Below are 19,377 nucleotides of genomic sequence, written 5' to 3'. Positions count from 1 at the left end.
TTTTTATTTATATATATGCATAATATACATATATATATGCATAATTCAATAATACTTAATTAATAGTTATAATTTATATAAATGGCTTTGTTTTAAATAATTGTTGATTTTAGAACTATATATTATTGCGAAACGGTTTGTGAGTAATAATATATAGTTCGTTATCAACACTATATTAGAACAAAGCCATTTAAATAAGGCACTGCTTCAAAGCAGTGCCTTATTTATCTTATTCAATACTTCTGTAATGCCAAAATAACCTGTTGCTGTCGTTCTTTTGCTAGTTCATAATTTTTACTTGCTCCATATATACTTGGTGCCTGGGGGAATCCAGCTAACATGGTAGCCTCATCAAAAGTCAATTGCGAAGGATCCTTTTCAAAATATCCTATACTTGCGTGATTTATGCCCGTATTTCCATCACCATAGTATATTACATTTATATATAATTCTAAAATCTCTTCTTTAGAATACTTTCTTTCCAAATCATAGGAAATAAACATTTCCTTTATCTTTCTATCTATAGTTCTATCATTATTTAAATATAAGTTCTTTGCTAGTTGTTGGGTAATGGTGCTTCCTCCTTGAACAACTTCTCCTGCTAATATATTACTTAATGTAGCTCTTCCTATGGATATAAAATCAATAGCTCCATGGTTATAAAATCTATGGTCTTCTACAGCTACAATAGCTGATAAAAAATCCTTGCTTACATTATCTAATTCTACAAAGTCCTTATTACTTCTAACTTTTTCTACTTTATCTTCTATTGCTATATTTTTTACTTGTCCATTATATTCATAATATGCTAGTCCAAAAACAACTGATGCAAAAGCTATGATAGCTATAGTGAAAATTTTCATCCATTTAATTATAAATTTTTTCATACTATCACCCTTTTAATATAATAATTTAATAACTATTTATTTACTGCAAAATTCTCTTCATTATATCCTACAAATATAACTAGAACTATTACCTTAACAACATCAAATAATTTTTTCATTAAAATCAGCTCCTTTTGTTATCTTATGAGTTCATTATATTATTTAAAGTTAAAATAACATATTCAACTTTATTACATTAATCTTTCATTTTCGTCATACAAATAAAATCGTTTTAAATAAGTTATGAAAACTAAGTGAAACAGCGTATTATAAAGCAATTTAACATTTTCATAGCTTCAAATATTTTAAAATAATCTAAATTTATTTTTGACGGCAAATTTGAAATATCAGATTCTATACTCTTATAATAAAGGACAAATATTAAGTAATGACTTATAAAATTCTTAAGAATTTCTTAATTCATAGATTACAAGACTGCGTTTTAATATAGTGATTATAATAAGCTACATATTATTACTCATAACTCATTTCGAAAATTTGATTTACTAAGACTCTATTCAAATAAAAATCTACAACCTACACTCATTTAAAGAGTGCAGATTGTAGACTGATTACCTATTTAGAACCTTTAAACGCAATCTTAGCGTCACCATTTTTGCAACTAATATCTATATTATTTAAGCCATTATTATTCTTTTGAAAATTATCTTCAAATTTACTATCATTTATTATTACATCTCCATACTCACAGGATACATTATAGTTATATAGCAATTCCTCAATATTAGTTTTGACTGTTACACTTCCATATTGAGATTTTATTGTGGTATTGCCTAGTAATGCCCCCTCTAGAGTAACATCCGAATTATTACATTGTATATCTAGAGCTTTGCTCTTAAAATCTACAGTATTAATGCTACCATAATTATTAGTAAATACTACTTTATCTGATTCTGTATTTTCTACATCTAAATCTCCATTTTTTAATTTAGCCTCTAAATTATTAATGGAACTATTCTTTATATTTACATCTCCATATTTATTCTCTATTTGAAAGCTACTACTTACTTCTATATTATTAAAAGCTGCACTTCCATTTACTACAATATTTTTAAATATATCTGACTCTAAGCCTTCAACTTTCAATTCCCCATATTTGTTTTCAGTAATTATCTCTTTCGCTTTTATATTTTTCATAGCAAGTTTACCATTTCCAACTTCCACATTAAATACACTTGCTATCATATCTTCAAAAATCGTATCACCATAATCACATTTTACTGATATAGTGTCACTTTTTATATCTTTGATTTTTATATCTGAATTGCTTGAGTGGACATCTAAATTATTTAAATTTACATCCTGTGGAACATAAACCTTCATAAAACTTGGTGTATATACAAACCCAAGATTAAATCTAAAATTTATCATGGAGTTACGACTTGGTTCTTTTACTATTAACTTTCCATTTTCAACCTTATATATAATATCATCACTATCTTTATAATATTCTAACTCTATAGCATATCTATCACCTTTAATTATCTCAATATTATCTAAATCTACCTTTATATCTATACTATCAAATTTATCTAGGTTCTCTTGCTTTACTACTTTATCATCTTTATCCTGAATACGATATCCATTTCCGCCTCTTACTATTCCAAACTTTCCTCCCATTGAAAATCCTATTAGAGCGAGAATTGTTCCAAAAATAATCAATCCTAATGCAACTATTGTTATTTTCTTTGTACTCATTTCTTCCCCTCCCTCTTACTTTTCAGTCTATTTAATAAATTATTAGCAACATTAACTACGCCTTTAAATCCTTTAGTAGTTAGTGCTCTAACTAACATTGCAAATATAATTCCTAACCCTATAGCTATAATCCCTATTCCTATAAACATTATGGCTGTAGGGGTATGTTGAAACATTACTGATATCCCAGCAAAGCCAGTAGCAAATCCAGCAATTATTAGTGAAAGTGTAACCATAGCAAATGTAAATATTAACGCTACGACCGTTATGATCATTGCAAATATCAGTGCCAATGTTGCTATAGCAAGTGGTAATGCAATTGGCGCTGCAAAAATTGCTAAAATCATAAACCAAGCCTTTGAAATTCCTTTTTTAGGTGTTCCAGAAGTAATTCCCATATCCTTAATTGCATAGTCGGCTAAGATTTGTGATGCTACATTTGCTGGTAATCCTAACTCCTTGATAACATCTTCTTCCCTATCAGTTCCAGCCTCATCAAAATATTCTGTGTAATATCCTAACACATTATATAATTCCTCATCAGGTAATCTATTTAACCTTCTTCTAAGTTCCTTCATGTATTCCTCTCTATACATCTCCCATTCCCCCTAACAAAACCTTATCGATTCTTCCCTTATAATCTTCCCATTCCTCAAGGTATTCTTTAAATTTATCTTTTCCTAATGCTGTTATTTCATAGTATCTTCTGTTTCTTCCCTGAAAGGGTTGATCATAAGTTTTTAAATATCCATCCTTTTGTAGCCTTCTAAGTACTGGATAAAGAGTTGATTCAGATATATTCATAATCTCTCTTACCTGTTGAGTTAATACATATCCATAGGTATCTCCTCTTGTAAGAACTGCTAAAACGCACGCATCAAGTAACGTTGCTCCTAATTGAAACGCCATATTCCCACCTCCAATGATGTCTATATAAACTATAGTTTACATGTACTATTTAGTTTTATATATTATACAGCGTATAATATTCTTTCAATAATACTATATGCCGTATAATATTATATGTCAATAAAATTTAATGAACTTAAACATGAAAACACATAGAAAAAGACAATTAATAATTAAACATTAATTGTCTTTTCCTAAAATATTTATAAATATTTATTACCATTTTTATCTAAAACTGTTACTCATCAAAATTGTAGAAGAGATTGTAAATTTCCTCATTCCATCTTCATAATTTCTAATTGTGTTAAAATCCTCTGATACTACCTTAAATCCATTTTTAATATAAAAACCATAGGCCCATATAGCTTCTTTATGCACTTGAAGAATAACATGTTTCCCTTTAAACTCATCTTCTCTTAATTTATCCATTACTATAGTTCCTAAACCTCTTCGCTGAAATTTAGTTAAGAAATATAATGCAACTAAATAAATAGTATCCGTATTCAACTCTGCCATCCCTAAGAATCCAACATTATTTTCTCCATACCTAATAATATAGATATCATATTCCTGTGGCAGTCCATTTCTTTTATATCTATCAGCTTGTTTATTAAATGACTTTGGTATTATCTTTGAGTACAACCTTTCCGCATCTCTACATACCTCAGCAATAAAGTTTACATCTGAACTCACTGCTTTAATAATGTTGATCAACTTATTTCCTCCAATCATAATTTTATATAAAAGTTAAAATAATTATACATTACTTAGTTACTTTTAAAAATTCATAACGCAAAATCTAAATTCAAAAACACTCTTCATCATATAATGCCCATAGAATAATCATAGATTCTGTGGGCATTATTTAATCATTTTATTAGTTTTATGATAAAACCAATTATATGATGTCATATAAGTTAGAGCTAATATTAATTAAAATAATTTATTTACTATCACTTACTTTTTTGTTAAAGTAGGTGAAGTGATTGTACTACTTATGCTTTTAGCCGTAAATTCTGAAATATATTCATCTAATTCCTGACTTGCCTTCAGTATTTCTTCATAATCTGCTTTTCTTTCAATTAATAAATGTAGCTTTTCTCTTAGCTTATCCATTCTTTCTTCAATCATATAATCATTTCACTTCCATTCCCCTAACTGTTTGCATTTACTATCACATTAATTTTTCAACACCTACTATCATAGCATAAAATACCATTTTGTAGACTATAGTCAGTAGACTACTTATAGTATTTCTTTGAAAATTATTCCTAAGAGGTGAATTTTATGACATTAGAAGAGGCAATTGCAATAGCATTAAAAACCAATAGGCTAAAATACGGATTGTCCCAGGAAGAGCTAGCTCATAAATGTGAAATTGATAGAACCTATATAAGTTTACTCGAAAGAGAAAAAAGAAAGCCTACTCTAAATATTATTTTTAGAATTTGTAAGAATTTAGATATAAAGTTAAGTGATTTCACATCAGAAGTTGAAAAGTTGATGAACGATAGATAATTTTAAAAATTTAGTTCTCATATCTATATTACTTAGATATTTATTCTATTTCATACTAAAAATAAAGAGAGAAAACTAATCTTATGCTGTAGTTTTCTCTCTAATATCTTAATGTTAATGATTCATAACCCTTTTATAAGGATTTATTTATTTTTTTACATATATGTATAAATTGCTTTAGTTCTTCATCGGTTAAACTATTTTCAATTCCCTTTACAATTTCATTGCGTGAATTCTCTGCTCTTTTTAAAAACCAACGTCCCTCATCCGTTATGGAATTGTAAAAATATCGTCGATCATTTTCATTACGAGTTTGGATAATCATATTTTTTTCTAATAACTTTTTGTTTAATTTTGAAACTGCAGACACTGTAATATTTAGAATTTCTGCTAAATCACGGGTAGTTTTAGGACCCTCTTTTTCTAAACAATCAATAATATTATATTGGGCTGAAGAAATTCCCTCTACATTAAAATTATTGTGATGGGAAACAATCTTGCACTGAAACTCAATATATTCTTTTTTAAACTCTTCTTTAATCGTCATATCTATTATTCCTTTCGTAGCTGTTCAATATTCATAAATATTCTCTTAAAATAGATTTCGAATTTTTTCTTATGGATTGGGGTGTTCCTGTTGAAATTAAAAACCCACCTTTATATCCACCTTCTGGTCCAAGTTCAATAATCCAGTCAGCTTCTCTAATAATACTTAAATTATGCTCAATCATAATAACACTATTACCTTTTTCAACTAACTGATTTAATATATTCATTAATTTTCTTGTATCATCTTCATGTAATCCTCTTGAAGGTTCGTCAAGAATATATAATGTATTTTTATTTTTACTTAAATTTAACTCAGAAGCAAGTTTTATTCTTTGACCTTCTCCACCTGACAGAGTATCCGCTGGCTGTCCAAGCTTTAGATATCCTAATCCAATATTATATAAGCAATCAAGTTTTACTTTTATCTTGGGAATATCATAAAAAAGATTCCTTGCTTCCTTAACAGTCATCTCTAAAACGTCAGCAATATTATACCCTTTGTATTTTACTCCTAAAATCGTTTCATTATATCTTTTACCTTTACAAGAAGAACAGGTAATGAATTGAGTTGGCATAAAATGCATTTGAATTTTTATTTTTCCCTTACCTTTACAAGTGCTACATCTACCACCTGTCACATTAAATGAAAAGTCTGATGCTCTAATATTTTTTCCCTGTTTTTTTGCTTCTTCTTTAAAAAAATCTCTTATATCATCAAAGACCTTTGTATAAGTAGCTGCGTTAGAACGTGAAACCTTGCCCATAGCTTTTTGATCTACAACTACAAGTCTATTTATATACTCTGTACCTTCTAGTTTTTCACTTTCACATTTCAAATCTGTATTTAAAGAATTTAGTAACTCATTAAAAATTAAGGTAGATTTACCAGAACCAGATACCCCTGCTATAACAGTAATTGTATTTAGTGGAATAACAGCACTAATATTTTTTAGGTTATTTGCAGTAGCATTTTTAATGATTAATTGTTTATCTCCTTCTCTACACTGTGTTTTTAACTCTTTTTTATCATTCTTTAACCATTTAGCAGTTATAGACTCTTCACATTTTAAGAAATCATAAGTAGTACCTTCAAATACTAAATAACCTCCATCACTTCCAGCTTCAGGACCAATATCTACAATATAGTCCGCTTCCTTTATTACATCTAAATCATGTTCAATTACAATAACCGTATTTCCTAACTCACATAATTGTTTTATTGAATTAACTAACTTATCAGTATCTTTAGGATGTAATCCAGAAGTTGGCTCATCTAAAACGCAGATCATTCCTGATAAATCAGCATTCAATAAAGAAGCTAGTCTCATTCTTTGGGCTTCTCCTCCTGATAAGCTAGAAAATCCACGATCTAAGGATAAATAACCTAGTCCCACATTACATAAACTTTCACATCTTTCTTCTAAATCAGATAAGATTATTTTTGCAATTTCTAAATATTCATTAGGAATAGATGCTTTTAAGCTATTTATCCATTTTACAAGTTCTTCAATGGATTTATTAAAAACATAATGTATAGGAGTATTGTTTACCATTACTTCTAAATTAGATTTTTTTAACCTAGTTCCTTTACATTCTGGACAAGTTATTGATTTGAAAAATATTGAAATATCCTCTGTTGTTCCATCTTCCTGTGCTTCTTCTTCATACCTTCTCATTAAGCTGTTAATAGCCCCTTCATATCTTCCATCTTTCATATTAGTAGGGGCAGGTTTACCTGGACATAATTCTCGAATTTTAGGGTCATCTGTACCAAATAAAATAAGATGTTTCACCATTTCATCTAACTCACCAATTGGTCTATCAAGATCTTCCGTTTCCAATGGAAGATTATAATATTTTGCGGCTCTAACCAGTAATGGTCCAAAATGCCAAACAAAACCTTTTTTCCAAACTTTAATTCCACCTTCCTTTATTGAAAGGTTATGATCAACTACTTTATCATAAATTGGATCAACAACTTCACCTAAACCCATACATCTTTCACAGGCTCCAGCAGTAGTATTAAAAGAAAAATGAGCCATTGTAATATTTTCTATTGGATATCTACATTCTGGACATAAATACATCTGATCATTATAAATATCATCATCACTTATGGAGACAGGTAGAGTGCGCATTTTAGCTAATTCAATATTTTTATGGCAGTTAGGGCATTTCATTTCACCAATAGCTGTATATAGTAGACGTAAGTAAGTATATATCTCACTGTATGTTCCTACGGTAGATCTAGGATTATTGTTATAGTTATTCTGGCTAACACTTATAATTGGTGCTAATCCATAGATATTATCATAATCAGGACGTCTGACCTTATCTGGAGCTTTTCCAGTAGCACTTATAAATTTTCTTTCTCCTTCTTCACAAAATATGTTAAACATTAATGAAGATTTTCCGGAACCAGAAACTCCCGTTACTACAGTGACTTTATTCCTAGGAAATTTAACATCTATATTTTTTAGATTATTCTCTCTAGCTCCTTTTATCATAATCCATTTATTACTTTTTACCATACCTTTCACCTTCTACAATAATTATTTTTAAATATATCCTCTGTATAGAATGAGTATTTGCTTAAATATCATCAAAATACAAACACCATATCAATAGTTTACATGCTCAACTATTGATATGGTGTTTATTTTACTGCTGCCAAATTTATTTGTCAAGAATGGGCCTTATTTTTCTACTTTTTCTCTCTTTTATTTCTGAATAATAGGCTTTAATGTCATTTACAATTCTTCTGATTTCAATGCCTTCCACAAGGAAACACAACTTAATAACATTACAAATATAAAGGGAAATGCCGCTGCAACAGAGGCTGTTTGCAAAGAAGATAACCCACCTGCTAAAAGTAATACTGTTGCCAATAAAGCCTGAACTATACCCCATAGTATTTTTTTAAAGTTTGAAGGATTCAAGTCTCCTTCAGATGTTAACATCCCAAGCACAAAGGTTGCTGAGTTTGCTGATGTTATAAAAAATGTTCCTAGTAATACAACTGTGATTATAGAAATAACTGCACCTAGAGGATAATTATATATAATCTTGAAAAATGCTGTTTCTGGTACTGCAGCAATATTTTTCAAAGCATCTATCCCTATCTTTCCTGTTATTCCTAAGTCGATTCCTAGTGTACCAAAGATAGAAAACCATATTAATGAAGCTATACTAGGTGCTGCAATAACTCCAATTATGAATTCTCTTATTGTTCTTCCCTTTGAAATTCTTGCAATAAAAATTCCTACAAATGGTGCCCAAGCTATCCACCATGCCCAATAGAAAATTCTCCAGCTTTTTAACCATTTGTTATCACCAAAGGCTTCAATATATAAGCTGCCATTTACAAAGTCTCCCAAATATGCTCCTGTTCCACCTATTAATGCATTAATCATCTTAATGCTAGGACCAATTAAGAAAGATAAAATAAGTATTCCAAAAGCTAATACTAAATTTATATTAGAGATTGCACTTATACCTTTCTCTATACCACTAACAGCTGTCCATATAAATATTACAGTAATTACAGATATTATTATTAATTGAACCATTTGTGTTTCTGGTATATTAAACAAATAGCCTAACCCACTATTAATTTGTAATGTTCCTAATCCTAAAGATGTAGCTACTCCTGCTACTGTAGCAAATACTGCTAATATGTCAATAGTTTTTCCAATTGGACCTGCAACTCTTTCCTCACCTAAAAGAGGAATAAATATACTGCTTATTAAGCCAGGTTTGTTCTTTCTAAACTGAAAATAAGCTAAAGCAAGACCAATAATACTGTAGTTAGCCCAAGGATGGAATCCCCAATGCATAAAAGAGGATTTTATAGCGAAATTAGCAGCTTCTACACTTCCTGGCTCTATATTCCCCATTGGAGATGCAAAATGTGCTATTGGTTCAGCAATCCCCCAAAATACTAAACCTATTCCCATTCCTGCTCCAAATAACATAGCAAACCACGATATAGTACTATACTCCGGCTTTGAGTCATCACTTCCTAATCTAATTTTACCAAATTTACTAAAAGCCAACATTAATGCAAATACTACAAATATGAACATTGATATTAAATAAGCCCACCCAAATTTATCAGTTAAGAATTCTAGTGCTTTATTAGATATATTTTCAAAACCACTTTTATCAATGATTCCCCAAATAACTATTAAAAAAGTTGCTATTAGAGATATATAAAATACTGAATTACTACTTTTGATTTTATTAGTCTTTATATCTAGCTTTGTATTCCCCATTATAATATGCCTCCATTTCATTTAAAATCATAAATTACTTAAACTAAAATTTAATACTTGACTTTAAATACTGTTGGCTCTTCTGTATGGGCTGTTAATGCATCTAGTGCTACTCCTACTCTATGATATCGAAGATTCCACTGTTCTTCTTTCGTTGTTGAAGGATCCCCTAATGGGTAAGGTATAGATATAGTTGATACAATTTTATTAGCACCAGCAGTTTTAGCTACTGGTATTAAATTAGCCATTTGTACAATTGGAATACCAGCTTTTTCAATTGCTTTTACCATAGTTGCACCGCAACGTGTACAAGTTCCTCACGTAGAAACCATTATAACTCCGTCTATACCTTCATTTTGAAGATAAACTAGGATTTCGTTAGCCATTCTTTTAGCTTCTGCTTGAGTTGTCCCTGTTCCTACGGTTGCATAAAAATAGTCATGTAACTTTTTAAATTTGCCTTCTTTCTCATATTCTCTTAATACATCAACTGGAGCAATTACATCCGGATCAGCATCTGCAGCTGCTGGATCAAATCCTGCATGAATAGTTTTATAAACTCCTGTCAATAAATCATCTACTCCAGAGATGTTATATCTTCCCCATCTTGTAGCTGAAGCTGATTGAATTCTATCCGGGTTGTCTACAGGTACAATACCACCAGTAGTCATAAGAGCAATTGTTGCTCCCTTCAAATCTTTTATAGGTGGAGCTACTGGCACTCTATCTGTTTTTGGTATAGGAAGTTCAGTTATAAATGGTGTTCCGTTGACTTTAGCAATAATCATATCTACTGCCCTATCTGCTCCAGTTTTACCATCTTCTCTCCAAACTTGATGTCTTATACCTCTTGAGTAATATCCCTCTTCATCTGCTCCAATGTTTTCATGTCCATTTAATATCTTATTACCAAACTTAGCCATATTCTTTATGTCTTCTCTCATTTTTGCAGCGCTATGACCTCCCATAAAGACGTACATGTCCTTCTTAAACATTTCTACACCTGGATTTTCCACATGCATTGATGTTATAACTGGTACATTAAAGTGTTCTTTAACAGCCTTGCATATTTCTCCACAGGCTACTCCATATCTTCCAGCCTGAAAAGCAGGTCCCGCAAAGAAAATATCAAAGGGTATATTTTCTAACTCACTAATAATTCTTTTTACAGCTTCATCCTTATTAGAACCTATAAAATTATCACCGCAAATTATAGTATGGGTTAGTTCAGCATCTAAATGTTTATTTAATTCCATGGCTGGTCCAATCAACCCTTCTTTTACTACGGGTTCAAAATCTGCCTTATCTTCTCCACCTATTTGTCCAAAAAACTGATTTATATATATAATAGCCTTCTTCATTTCTTTCCCTCCTTAAAACTCTTTCATTGTCTTTGGAGACCATCCGCATACTTGATCTCCGCAGAACATAGAATTATTTTCCATTATTATAGAGCCATCTTCCCTTACTGATGGTCCTAATAATTCATCATTTGCCCATCCTCCTGATAAACCATCTCTTCCTAAAGCTTGTAATTCACCTATTACAGTATCCATAGGAGGAAGCTTTATAATTTCTGAAACGTTTCCACAAGAAACTATTGCGTCAGCCTTTTCGTCCATTGAAACTAATGGTTGAGATTGTCCATCTCTTCCTGTACACTCATTAGTTAACCCAACTACTTTTACTCCGACATTCTCTAATGCCACAATACAAGCTGTAAAATCTGCATCTGGATTTCCATACCCCTCTTCAGCAACAATAGCTCCATCAGCTCCTAATGATTTTGCAATCTGAGCTACAAATAGGGCAGAACGATTTTTTTGCTCTAATGCTACGTTTAGATTTGACATAATTATTCCTAAGAAGTTTATTGTTTTTCCATGTTCTTTATACAATCTTTTAATTGTAGGATTATTTTGAAATTCATAAGTGCTCCATTTTGATGAACAAGGCATGAAACTACCTGAAACTACAGCCCCATCTAAAACTTCATTTGGATGCATAAAAGTTGGAACCATTCTATTCATATCCCAACCATATAAAAGTGTGTTGTATCCTAATTCTTCCATTTGCGATTGTGGTTGCATTACAAATACTATCTTAGGGAGTTTTTCTACTTCACTATCTCGATTACATACTGGATCTAATTCATATATTTCCACTTCTTCTGCCTCTAAATCTTTAACACACTTTCCTATAAATTCAGCTAACTTATGACCTGCTTCCCTTAAGGCTCTGTTTTTCTTCTGTTGCTCCCTCTTTTCAAACTCCTCATCAGTATCAGCAACCAATACTATATTTTTAAGCTGTGAATAATACGTATATTTTGCTCCTTCACCACTCATATCAATAAGTCCATCTTGGAATCCTCCCCAATGCTTACCAACTACTAATACAGAGCATCCCTTTAGTGCATGGCTTCTACCTTCTCCAGCTTTGGTTAGTTCACCAGTATATCCTGGGAATAATGGTTCTCCATTTAACTTAATTCTTGGTTCTATAGCTTCTTTAACTGGAACAAGTCTAACTTTATCTCCTGGTTTTACTATAAACAAATCTGCATCTGTAATGTGCTTATCTTCTTTAATAAAACTTAATGCCTCCTGTTTATTTATTATCAAAATACCGTCAGAAAATTCTGTCTTTTCTCCAAATATTATGTCTCTAACATTGAAATTTCCTATTTCAAGTCTCACATTAACACACCTCTTTATACTATTTTCTAAATATTTTTAATATTTGTACAATAATTGTATATCCCTCCATATATTTTGTAAACACGTTTACGAAATTCCAGTTATTCAATTAACAAATATTAACTATTATAAATTGTAATAGTTAAACTTTCATCTATAAAAGTTTTCTTGATGTAGGTTTTTGTTTAGTAATTTTATTAATTAAAAATTCAGAATCTATATGCTTTTATCTTTTATATTCCTTATTAACTACTTCAAACCAATGTATTGCTATGCTATAATAATTTTTATATATGAAAAATGGACAAAGGAGTTAATATATATGACTAAGTCTGCAAGTGAAAGAAAAGAAATGATGATTTCATTTATTGATGCCACACAAAAAATAATTGATGATGAAGGAATAGAAAATGTTACTGCAAGAAAAGTAGCCAAACTTACTGGATACAACGTATCAACTTCTTACAAATATTTTAATAATCTAAACCATATAATCTTTTTCGCTAGCATGAAATACTATAATAACTACATACACGACTTGCCAAATTATGTATCTGAAACTTATTCATCTTTAAGAAATTACTACGAAATTTGGAAATGTTTTAGCATACATGCTTTTAATGAACCTAAAATATTTAAATCTATATTTTTAGAACAATATCATCCCAGTATTCATCATACAATGACTCAATACTATGAACTCTTTCAAGATGAATTTGAAAAATTGCCTGATTTATTGTCTACTATGCTTGATAAAGATTGTGTTATAGACCGTGATATCACTATACTTAATTATTGTGTTGATGATGGTTATATAAAAAAAGATGATGTCGATGAATTAAGTAGAAATATTTTAATATTCTTCGAAGGATTACTAATAAAGGTTACAAATCATGTGGAAGGATATGATAAGGAAACAGCTTTGAAATTATTAACGACTTATGTTAAAAATAATCTTCAATATTATAGTTTACGAGCTAAAGACTTAATTTTACCTTTCTCTGAATTTTAGAATAGAGTATTTAAACAGTATATAAAGCCTCTGATAAAAAAATCAGAGGCTTTATATCTCTATAATATATATTTTATAATGTAATTTGTAAGCTACTATAACAATTTCTACAATGAAGCAACTTGTTCAGCATATAACCGTGAGTAAATACCTTTATTATTTATTAAATTCACACAAAACTATAGACATTTTCTGTCAAAGTAAAAGAAATAATAATAAAAGCAAGTATTATCAGATGTTGTCCTAATGCTTGCTTAATTTTATTTATCGGTAGTTAGATATTCTATAAAAGGAACATAGAAGTATGTACTGCTAGGTATATTTTTTCAATCGAAATATAATCTATTTTATTTAAATTATAATCCATAATGATGAGAAGTATTTTCATTTAACTGTTATAAAACAATAAATTACTCTTATTTTACGAGAAAATGACTTCTGAAAAGGGGTTTCTGAGATGTTGACAGGAGAATTTGTAAATGCTACGCTTTTAAAAGTTAGACTAGTCTTACATTTTCGTATAGTGCTGCTCAGGCGTTATTTAGTTTAAAAATAAGATGTTTATAAGGAGAGGTATAAAATGAAAAAATTATTGTCATTATTTTGTACAGTATTTATGACTACTTTAATTTTAGCTGGTTGTTCTTCATATAAGGATACTACTAAAGAGGAAGCTGTTCGTACTGTAAGTACTGTAAGAGGAGATGTTGAGGTTCCTGCTAATCCAAAAAGAATTGTTATTACTTATGGAATGGGTGACATTTTGGCATTAGGAGTTAAACCAGTAGCTACTTATAATGCAGAGGGTAGTGCTTATGAAAAAGAAGTAGAAGGCTTACCAGTATGGGAAAAATTTGAACCAGAAGAAATAATGCAATATGATCCAGATCTTATTCTTGTTATAAGTGAAGAAAAGATTGACGAGTTTTCTAAAATTGCCCCTACAATTTATATTCCTTTCACCGACCTTAGCATGGAGGAGAGAATAACCTTTTTAGGAGAAGTTCTTAATAAAAAGGAAGAGGCATCAAAGGTGCTATCTGATTTTAAAGAAAAGATAAATGCTGCAAAGAAACAATTAGTTTCCAAAGGAATTATGGATAAGAAATTCAGTATTTTTGAAGGCAGCCAAAATGGAGGTATTTGGGTGTATGGTGATAAATGGGGACGTGGAGGCGACCTAATTTACAGTCAATTAGGATTTAAAGCACTGGATGTTATACAGAATGAAATTATAGGAAAAGATCAACATAGAGAGATTTCTCTTGAATCAATTAAGGATTACGCTGGAGACTATATAATATTTAGTGGAGAGGTTGGGAAACTAGAGAATAATTCAGTTTGGAAATCAATTCCAGCTGTTAAGGAAGGACATGTTATACCTGTTGATTTTACACTATTTTTTGATATTGATATTTACTCATCCAGTGTACAGTTAGATTATATTATGGATAAATTACTAGAAAATTAGTAAAGAAATTAAGATACTTATATGCCATAAGTATCTTAATTTTTTTATAAGTTAAAAGATTTCCTAAAATCACTAGGAGTAATTCCATGGACATCTTTAAAGGCAGCAGCAAATTTGGCTGGATTTTTGTAGCCGCATAGTTCCGATATGGCACGAATACTTAGATGGTCAGCAGATAGGAGCTGCATGGCTCTTTTCATGGTTTCTATTCGAATATATTTATAAAGAGGAATTCCATAATGGTTTTTAAAAGATTCCCGAAGTTTACTTTCGCTCATTCCAGCTATTCTGCATAGTTCAATTGTATCTGGAAGATTTAAAATATTTTCATCAATCTTATTTTTAACTTGATAAATCTTCTGCTCATTTTCCCAAGTAACATAGTGGCGGCGGCTGCTTCTTCTTTTAGGTATATCAGGAAAGTTTCTAGAGATTGCAGATAAAAGATGCAAAGTCATCCCCTCAAAAGCAAGTGAAGGCATATCTGTATTTCTTACAGCCCATCTAATCTGTTCTAAAATAAGCATTATATCAGGAGTATTGTAATGTTGAGTTTTCCAATGCTTTGCATCCTGAACACTGATTTTAGGTGCATGGGTGCGATCTTTGAGAAAAGGTTTTATAAAGTCATCAAAAATTAAAACACTGGTAAAACAATAGTGTACGTCTTTAGAGAAAGTAAAAGTAAATTGTTTTTGAGGGTTAACAATTAAATTAGTGATTGGAGGAAGAGCTTGTCTCTTTTTTCCTTGATATGAATAAACTATTTCTCCACAGTCAATACAAAAGATAATCATAAAAGGTTTATTTGAATTTATTGTATGTACTACCTGTTCGCTTGGGGTAAACCAAGCACTTGAAACAAATAATCCTTTAGCAGCATTTATTTCTGCAATCCATCCATTTGACCAATGAGGAGGAAAATCATAAATCTGTCCATTACCATAAGACCTTTTAACAAAATTATATTTATCTGCTAAAGCACTCCAAGAAGAATCATTATATTCAACCACAAAATTTTTACCCCTCTCTTTTTTGATTTAAAGTAACAATATTATAGCATCATTTGAGAAAGGTTTTCAATAAGAATATAATCCATTTTATTTAAATTGCAATCCGAAATAATGAGAAGTGTTTTCATTTAGTTGTTATAAAACAATAAGTTACTCTTATTTTAATAGAAGATGACTTCTGAAAAGGGACTTTTTGAGATGTTGACAGGAGAATTTGTAAATGCTACGCTTTAAAAAGTTAGACTAGTCTTACATTCGTATATAACTCAGTGGTTAGTGCTATTTGATTAATATAAGATATTTATAAGGGAGATGGATAAAATGAAAAAATTCTTGTCATTATTTTGTGCAATACTTATGACTACTATGATTTTTGCTGGCTGCTCTTCATCTAAAAATGCAGAGAACGAAGAAGCAACAGTTCGTACTATATCTACTGTGAAAGGGGATATTGAAGTTCCTGCTAATCCGAAGCGTGTTATTGCTAATTGGTATGTTGGAGATGTTATTACTTTAGGATTAAATTTGGTTGGATATAATGCTTGGGAACAAGAAAGTATGCCTTTTTATGATACTCTTAAAGCTTCTACAAAAATTGAAAAGTGGGAACCGGAAGATGTCATGAATTTAGAACCAGATCTTATCATTACATATGATGAGGCAGATTTTGATAAATTCAGCAAAATAGCTCCAGTACTTGTTATTCCAGAGGGAGATATGAATTCTCTTGAACGTATAAAAACCATAGGAGAAGCTACAGGACGTAAGGCTGAAGCAGAGAAGGCAGTTTCTAACTTTGAAGAAAAACTTGCGGATGTGAAGAAAACTTTTAAAGGTGATACATTTGCAGGTAAAACTTTCAGTATTTTGGAAGATTGGGGAGCTACTGGTGAGTGGAGTGGACTATATTATGAAACAGGATCTAGAGGTGGTACTTTAGTATATGAATATCTTGGACTTAAATATCCAGACAAGCTTAAAGAACTTATAGAAAAATCAGGAGAAGGACGCGGATCTATAAGTTATGAAGTAGCTCATGAGTATTTTGGTGACTATATATTATGGTTTAAGCAAGAAGGTAAAGAGTCTGATTATGCAAAGACAGAAATTTGGAAAAGCATTCCTGCTGTTGCAGAAGGTAGAGTTGTAGAAATTCCAGGACATTATGCAGGACTTTTCTTTTATTCTGATGTTACAAGTCTTACTGAACAACTTGACTATATGGTTAATGAAATAAATTCATTAGCTAAATAATTCTAATTAAGAAAGGAAAATAAATATGCAAAATACCTATAATAAAAAGCGACAATTAGGGGCTTTGAATTTTACAATCTATATGATTGCAGGGGTGGTTTTGCTGGTGATTATGTCAGCGGCATCAATTTCTTTTGGTGCTGCTGATATGAATTTGTCTACAGCTTGGGGAGCCATTTTTAATTTTGACTCTTCTTTAACTGAACACCAGATTATTCGAACCCTCCGACTTCCTCGTATAGCAGCTAATATAATTGTTGGGTCAAGCCTTTCCATATGTGGTGCTATAATGCAGGGAACTACACGAAATCCTCTTGCTGATTCTGGACTTATGGGTATAAGTAGCGGTGCTACTTTTGCTATAGCTTTTTGTATGGCATTTTTACCTGGTGGAAGTTATGGACAGAGGATGCTTTTTGCATGCATTGGTGCAGCTGTCACTACAGGTATGACTTATTTTATTGCGTCTATTGGCAGAGGAGGCATGAAACCACAGAGACTTGTTTTGGCAGGTATTTCTATATCAATGTTATTTGGTGCTTTTAGTCAATATCTTTCTATTAAATATAGGCTTGGGCATGCTTTAGCTTATTGGACTGCTGGAGGAACAGCAGGTGCTAAATGGAGTGAACTTGCTATAGTTTTCCCATTCTTTATTGTAGGTATAATTACAGCTCTTGTTATATCACCTTCAATTACTCTTTTAAACCTTGGAGATGATGCAGCTATAGGTCTTGGACTTAATACTAAGAAGGTTAAAGCTATTTCTACTGTAGTTGTTTTAATACTTACAGGGCTTTCTGTAATTGTTGTTGGACCTGTTGGTTTTGTAGGATTAATAGTACCTCATATTGTCCGCTATCTTATAGGTGTAGATTATAGATACATTATTCCAGCTTCAGGATTATATGGAGCTTTGATTACTGTGGCAGCAGATTTAGTTGGAAGGCTTATTAATAAGCCTTATGAAACTCCCATTGGAATTATTTTTGCTATAATAGGGGTTCCGTATTTTCTTTATCTTACAAGGAAGCAAAGGAGGGATTTCGAATGAAGAAAAAGGGTTATTCAGTTTCACGTGGCTTAACTATTATTTTAGTACTTACCATTATTCTGTTAGTTGTAGCAGTAATAAGCGTGAACTCAGGTAAAATGAATCTCTCTCCTTCGGAAGTTTTTAATGTTCTTCTTGGAAAAGGTACAGCTAAACAAAATCTTATAATATATGATTTTCGTCTTCCTCGTATTGTATTAACTATTCTTATAGGTATTGGTATGGGAACAGCTGGATGTGTAATGCAGAGTTTACTTCGCAATGATATGGCTAGTCCTGGAACTTTGGGAATAAGTTCTGGTTCAGGGTTATTTGTATTGTTGTTTATAGTTATTTTTAAGGTAGATAGTGTATCTTCAGCTATTGCTCTCCCCCTTCTAGCTTTTATAGGTGGAATGACAGCAGCAGTGCTTATATTTTTACTTTCCTATAAAAGAGGAAAAAATATATCACCTACAGGATTAATTTTGACAGGGGTGGCTGTTGGAAGTGGATATAGTGCTGTTACTATGATGCTTACTTTAAAGCTAGATGAAAAACAGATGGATTTTATTCAAAGATGGAGTGCAGGAAGTCTTTGGGGAGACAATTGGACGTATATTTCTATTCTTGCACCTTGGATATTGATTCTATTTTTATATGTACTTTATAAATCTCGTACTTTGAATACTTTAAACCTTGGTAATCAAACTGCAACAGGCTTAGGAGTAGCAGTAAAGAGAGAATTCATAGGTCTAGCTGTAGCAGCTGTTGCTCTATCATCAGGCAGTGTAGCCCTAGGTGGAAACTTCTTTTTTGTTGGAATGATTTCTCCACATATGGCAAGGAAGTTTGTAGGCTCAAATCATAAACTATTGATTCCTACAGCATCTTTAGTAGGCTCAATAATTATTCTATTATCAGACACGATTACTAGAACTATAAGTCTTGGAACCGATGTTCCTACAGGAATTATTATTACTGTATTAACTACACCTTACTTCTTATACTTATTAGTAAAGTCAAATTAAGGGGGATT

Annotated in this window: 18 protein-coding genes; 6 read left to right on the top strand and 12 right to left on the bottom strand. The window is 31.0% G+C overall.

All coding sequences use genetic code 11. From position 1 onward, the window contains the following. Positions 1 to 233 precede the first annotated feature (233 nt). The 6 genes from ACI48Q_RS00730 to ACI48Q_RS00705 all read right to left on the bottom strand — a co-directional run bounded on the left by ACI48Q_RS00730 (position 234) and on the right by ACI48Q_RS00705 (position 4,646). On the bottom strand, positions 234 to 887 hold the full coding sequence (locus ACI48Q_RS00730) for a transglycosylase domain-containing protein (protein ID WP_474917128.1): 654 nt from the start codon (positions 885 to 887) through the stop codon (positions 234 to 236). 576 nt (positions 888 to 1,463) lie between these two features. Continuing rightward, positions 1,464 to 2,606 carry a DUF4097 family beta strand repeat-containing protein gene (locus tag ACI48Q_RS00725; RefSeq protein WP_474917127.1) on the bottom strand — a complete coding sequence of 381 codons (1,143 nt, stop codon included), beginning with the start codon at positions 2,604 to 2,606 and terminating at the stop codon, positions 1,464 to 1,466. Next, on the bottom strand, positions 2,603 to 3,202 hold the full coding sequence (locus ACI48Q_RS00720) for a DUF1700 domain-containing protein (protein ID WP_474917126.1): 600 nt from the start codon (positions 3,200 to 3,202) through the stop codon (positions 2,603 to 2,605). The genes ACI48Q_RS00725 and ACI48Q_RS00720 overlap by 4 nt, the downstream gene beginning before the upstream one ends. Further along, complete coding sequence (locus ACI48Q_RS00715) at positions 3,195 to 3,515, bottom strand: PadR family transcriptional regulator (RefSeq protein ID WP_474917125.1); 321 nt, start codon at positions 3,513 to 3,515, stop codon at positions 3,195 to 3,197. The genes ACI48Q_RS00720 and ACI48Q_RS00715 overlap by 8 nt, the downstream gene beginning before the upstream one ends. 225 nt (positions 3,516 to 3,740) lie before the next feature. Then, positions 3,741 to 4,229: a GNAT family N-acetyltransferase gene (locus tag ACI48Q_RS00710; RefSeq protein ID WP_474917124.1), complete on the bottom strand. Its 489-nt coding sequence runs from the start codon at positions 4,227 to 4,229 to the stop codon at positions 3,741 to 3,743. 243 nt (positions 4,230 to 4,472) lie between these two features. Further along, entirely contained in the window at positions 4,473 to 4,646 is a 174-nt protein-coding gene (locus tag ACI48Q_RS00705; protein WP_474917123.1) for an aspartyl-phosphate phosphatase Spo0E family protein, read from the bottom strand. A gap of 156 nt (positions 4,647 to 4,802) precedes the next feature. Between ACI48Q_RS00705 and ACI48Q_RS00700 the strand changes: the two genes are divergently transcribed. Beyond that, entirely contained in the window at positions 4,803 to 5,033 is a 231-nt protein-coding gene (locus ACI48Q_RS00700) for a helix-turn-helix domain-containing protein (protein WP_474917122.1), read from the top strand. Between the two features lie 133 nt (positions 5,034 to 5,166). On the opposite strand, the gene ACI48Q_RS00695 is transcribed toward ACI48Q_RS00700, so the two are convergent. The 5 genes from ACI48Q_RS00695 to ACI48Q_RS00675 form a co-directional block, all read right to left on the bottom strand. Further along, a complete protein-coding gene (locus tag ACI48Q_RS00695) occupies positions 5,167 to 5,580 on the bottom strand; it encodes a MarR family winged helix-turn-helix transcriptional regulator (protein WP_474917121.1) in 414 nt (137 codons plus the stop codon). 31 nt (positions 5,581 to 5,611) lie between these two features. After that, complete coding sequence (uvrA, locus tag ACI48Q_RS00690; RefSeq protein WP_474917120.1) at positions 5,612 to 8,113, bottom strand: excinuclease ABC subunit UvrA; 2,502 nt, start codon at positions 8,111 to 8,113, stop codon at positions 5,612 to 5,614. A 219-nt stretch (positions 8,114 to 8,332) separates the two neighbouring features. Beyond that, positions 8,333 to 9,856 carry a glycine betaine uptake BCCT transporter gene (locus ACI48Q_RS00685; protein ID WP_474917119.1) on the bottom strand — a complete coding sequence of 508 codons (1,524 nt, stop codon included), beginning with the start codon at positions 9,854 to 9,856 and terminating at the stop codon, positions 8,333 to 8,335. A gap of 50 nt (positions 9,857 to 9,906) precedes the next feature. Next, positions 9,907 to 11,217 carry a betaine reductase selenoprotein B gene (grdH, locus tag ACI48Q_RS00680; protein ID WP_474917118.1) on the bottom strand — a complete coding sequence of 437 codons (1,311 nt, stop codon included), beginning with the start codon at positions 11,215 to 11,217 and terminating at the stop codon, positions 9,907 to 9,909. Positions 11,218 to 11,229: 12 nt separating this feature from the next. Next, positions 11,230 to 12,555: a glycine/sarcosine/betaine reductase component B subunit gene (locus ACI48Q_RS00675; RefSeq protein ID WP_474917117.1), complete on the bottom strand. Its 1,326-nt coding sequence runs from the start codon at positions 12,553 to 12,555 to the stop codon at positions 11,230 to 11,232. 322 nt (positions 12,556 to 12,877) lie between these two features. On the opposite strand from ACI48Q_RS00675, the gene ACI48Q_RS00670 reads away from it, so the two are divergent. Further along, positions 12,878 to 13,567: a hypothetical protein gene (locus ACI48Q_RS00670; RefSeq protein ID WP_474917116.1), complete on the top strand. Its 690-nt coding sequence runs from the start codon at positions 12,878 to 12,880 to the stop codon at positions 13,565 to 13,567. A gap of 580 nt (positions 13,568 to 14,147) precedes the next feature. Further along, on the top strand, positions 14,148 to 15,038 hold the full coding sequence (locus ACI48Q_RS00665) for an ABC transporter substrate-binding protein (RefSeq protein ID WP_474917115.1): 891 nt from the start codon (positions 14,148 to 14,150) through the stop codon (positions 15,036 to 15,038). Between the two features lie 44 nt (positions 15,039 to 15,082). Here ACI48Q_RS00665 and ACI48Q_RS00660 read toward each other — a convergent pair whose 3' ends face one another. Continuing rightward, positions 15,083 to 16,051 (bottom strand): AraC family transcriptional regulator, encoded by a 969-nt coding sequence (locus ACI48Q_RS00660; RefSeq protein ID WP_474917114.1) that lies wholly within the window; start codon positions 16,049 to 16,051, stop codon positions 15,083 to 15,085. Between the two features lie 321 nt (positions 16,052 to 16,372). Between ACI48Q_RS00660 and ACI48Q_RS00655 the strand changes: the two genes are divergently transcribed. The 3 genes from ACI48Q_RS00655 to ACI48Q_RS00645 are packed head-to-tail and all read left to right on the top strand — an operon-like array spanning position 16,373 to position 19,369. Beyond that, positions 16,373 to 17,305, top strand: coding sequence for an ABC transporter substrate-binding protein (locus ACI48Q_RS00655; protein ID WP_474917113.1), 933 nt, complete (start codon positions 16,373 to 16,375; stop codon positions 17,303 to 17,305). Positions 17,306 to 17,330: 25 nt separating this feature from the next. Further along, positions 17,331 to 18,359: a FecCD family ABC transporter permease gene (locus tag ACI48Q_RS00650; RefSeq protein WP_474917112.1), complete on the top strand. Its 1,029-nt coding sequence runs from the start codon at positions 17,331 to 17,333 to the stop codon at positions 18,357 to 18,359. Next, positions 18,356 to 19,369, top strand: coding sequence for a FecCD family ABC transporter permease (locus ACI48Q_RS00645; RefSeq protein ID WP_474917111.1), 1,014 nt, complete (start codon positions 18,356 to 18,358; stop codon positions 19,367 to 19,369). The genes ACI48Q_RS00650 and ACI48Q_RS00645 overlap by 4 nt, the downstream gene beginning before the upstream one ends. Positions 19,370 to 19,377: the final 8 nt, after the last annotated feature.

Source organism: Clostridium sp. LXY-7 (genome assembly GCF_056172015.1).
This window is presented reverse-complemented; position numbering and strand designations above follow the sequence as displayed.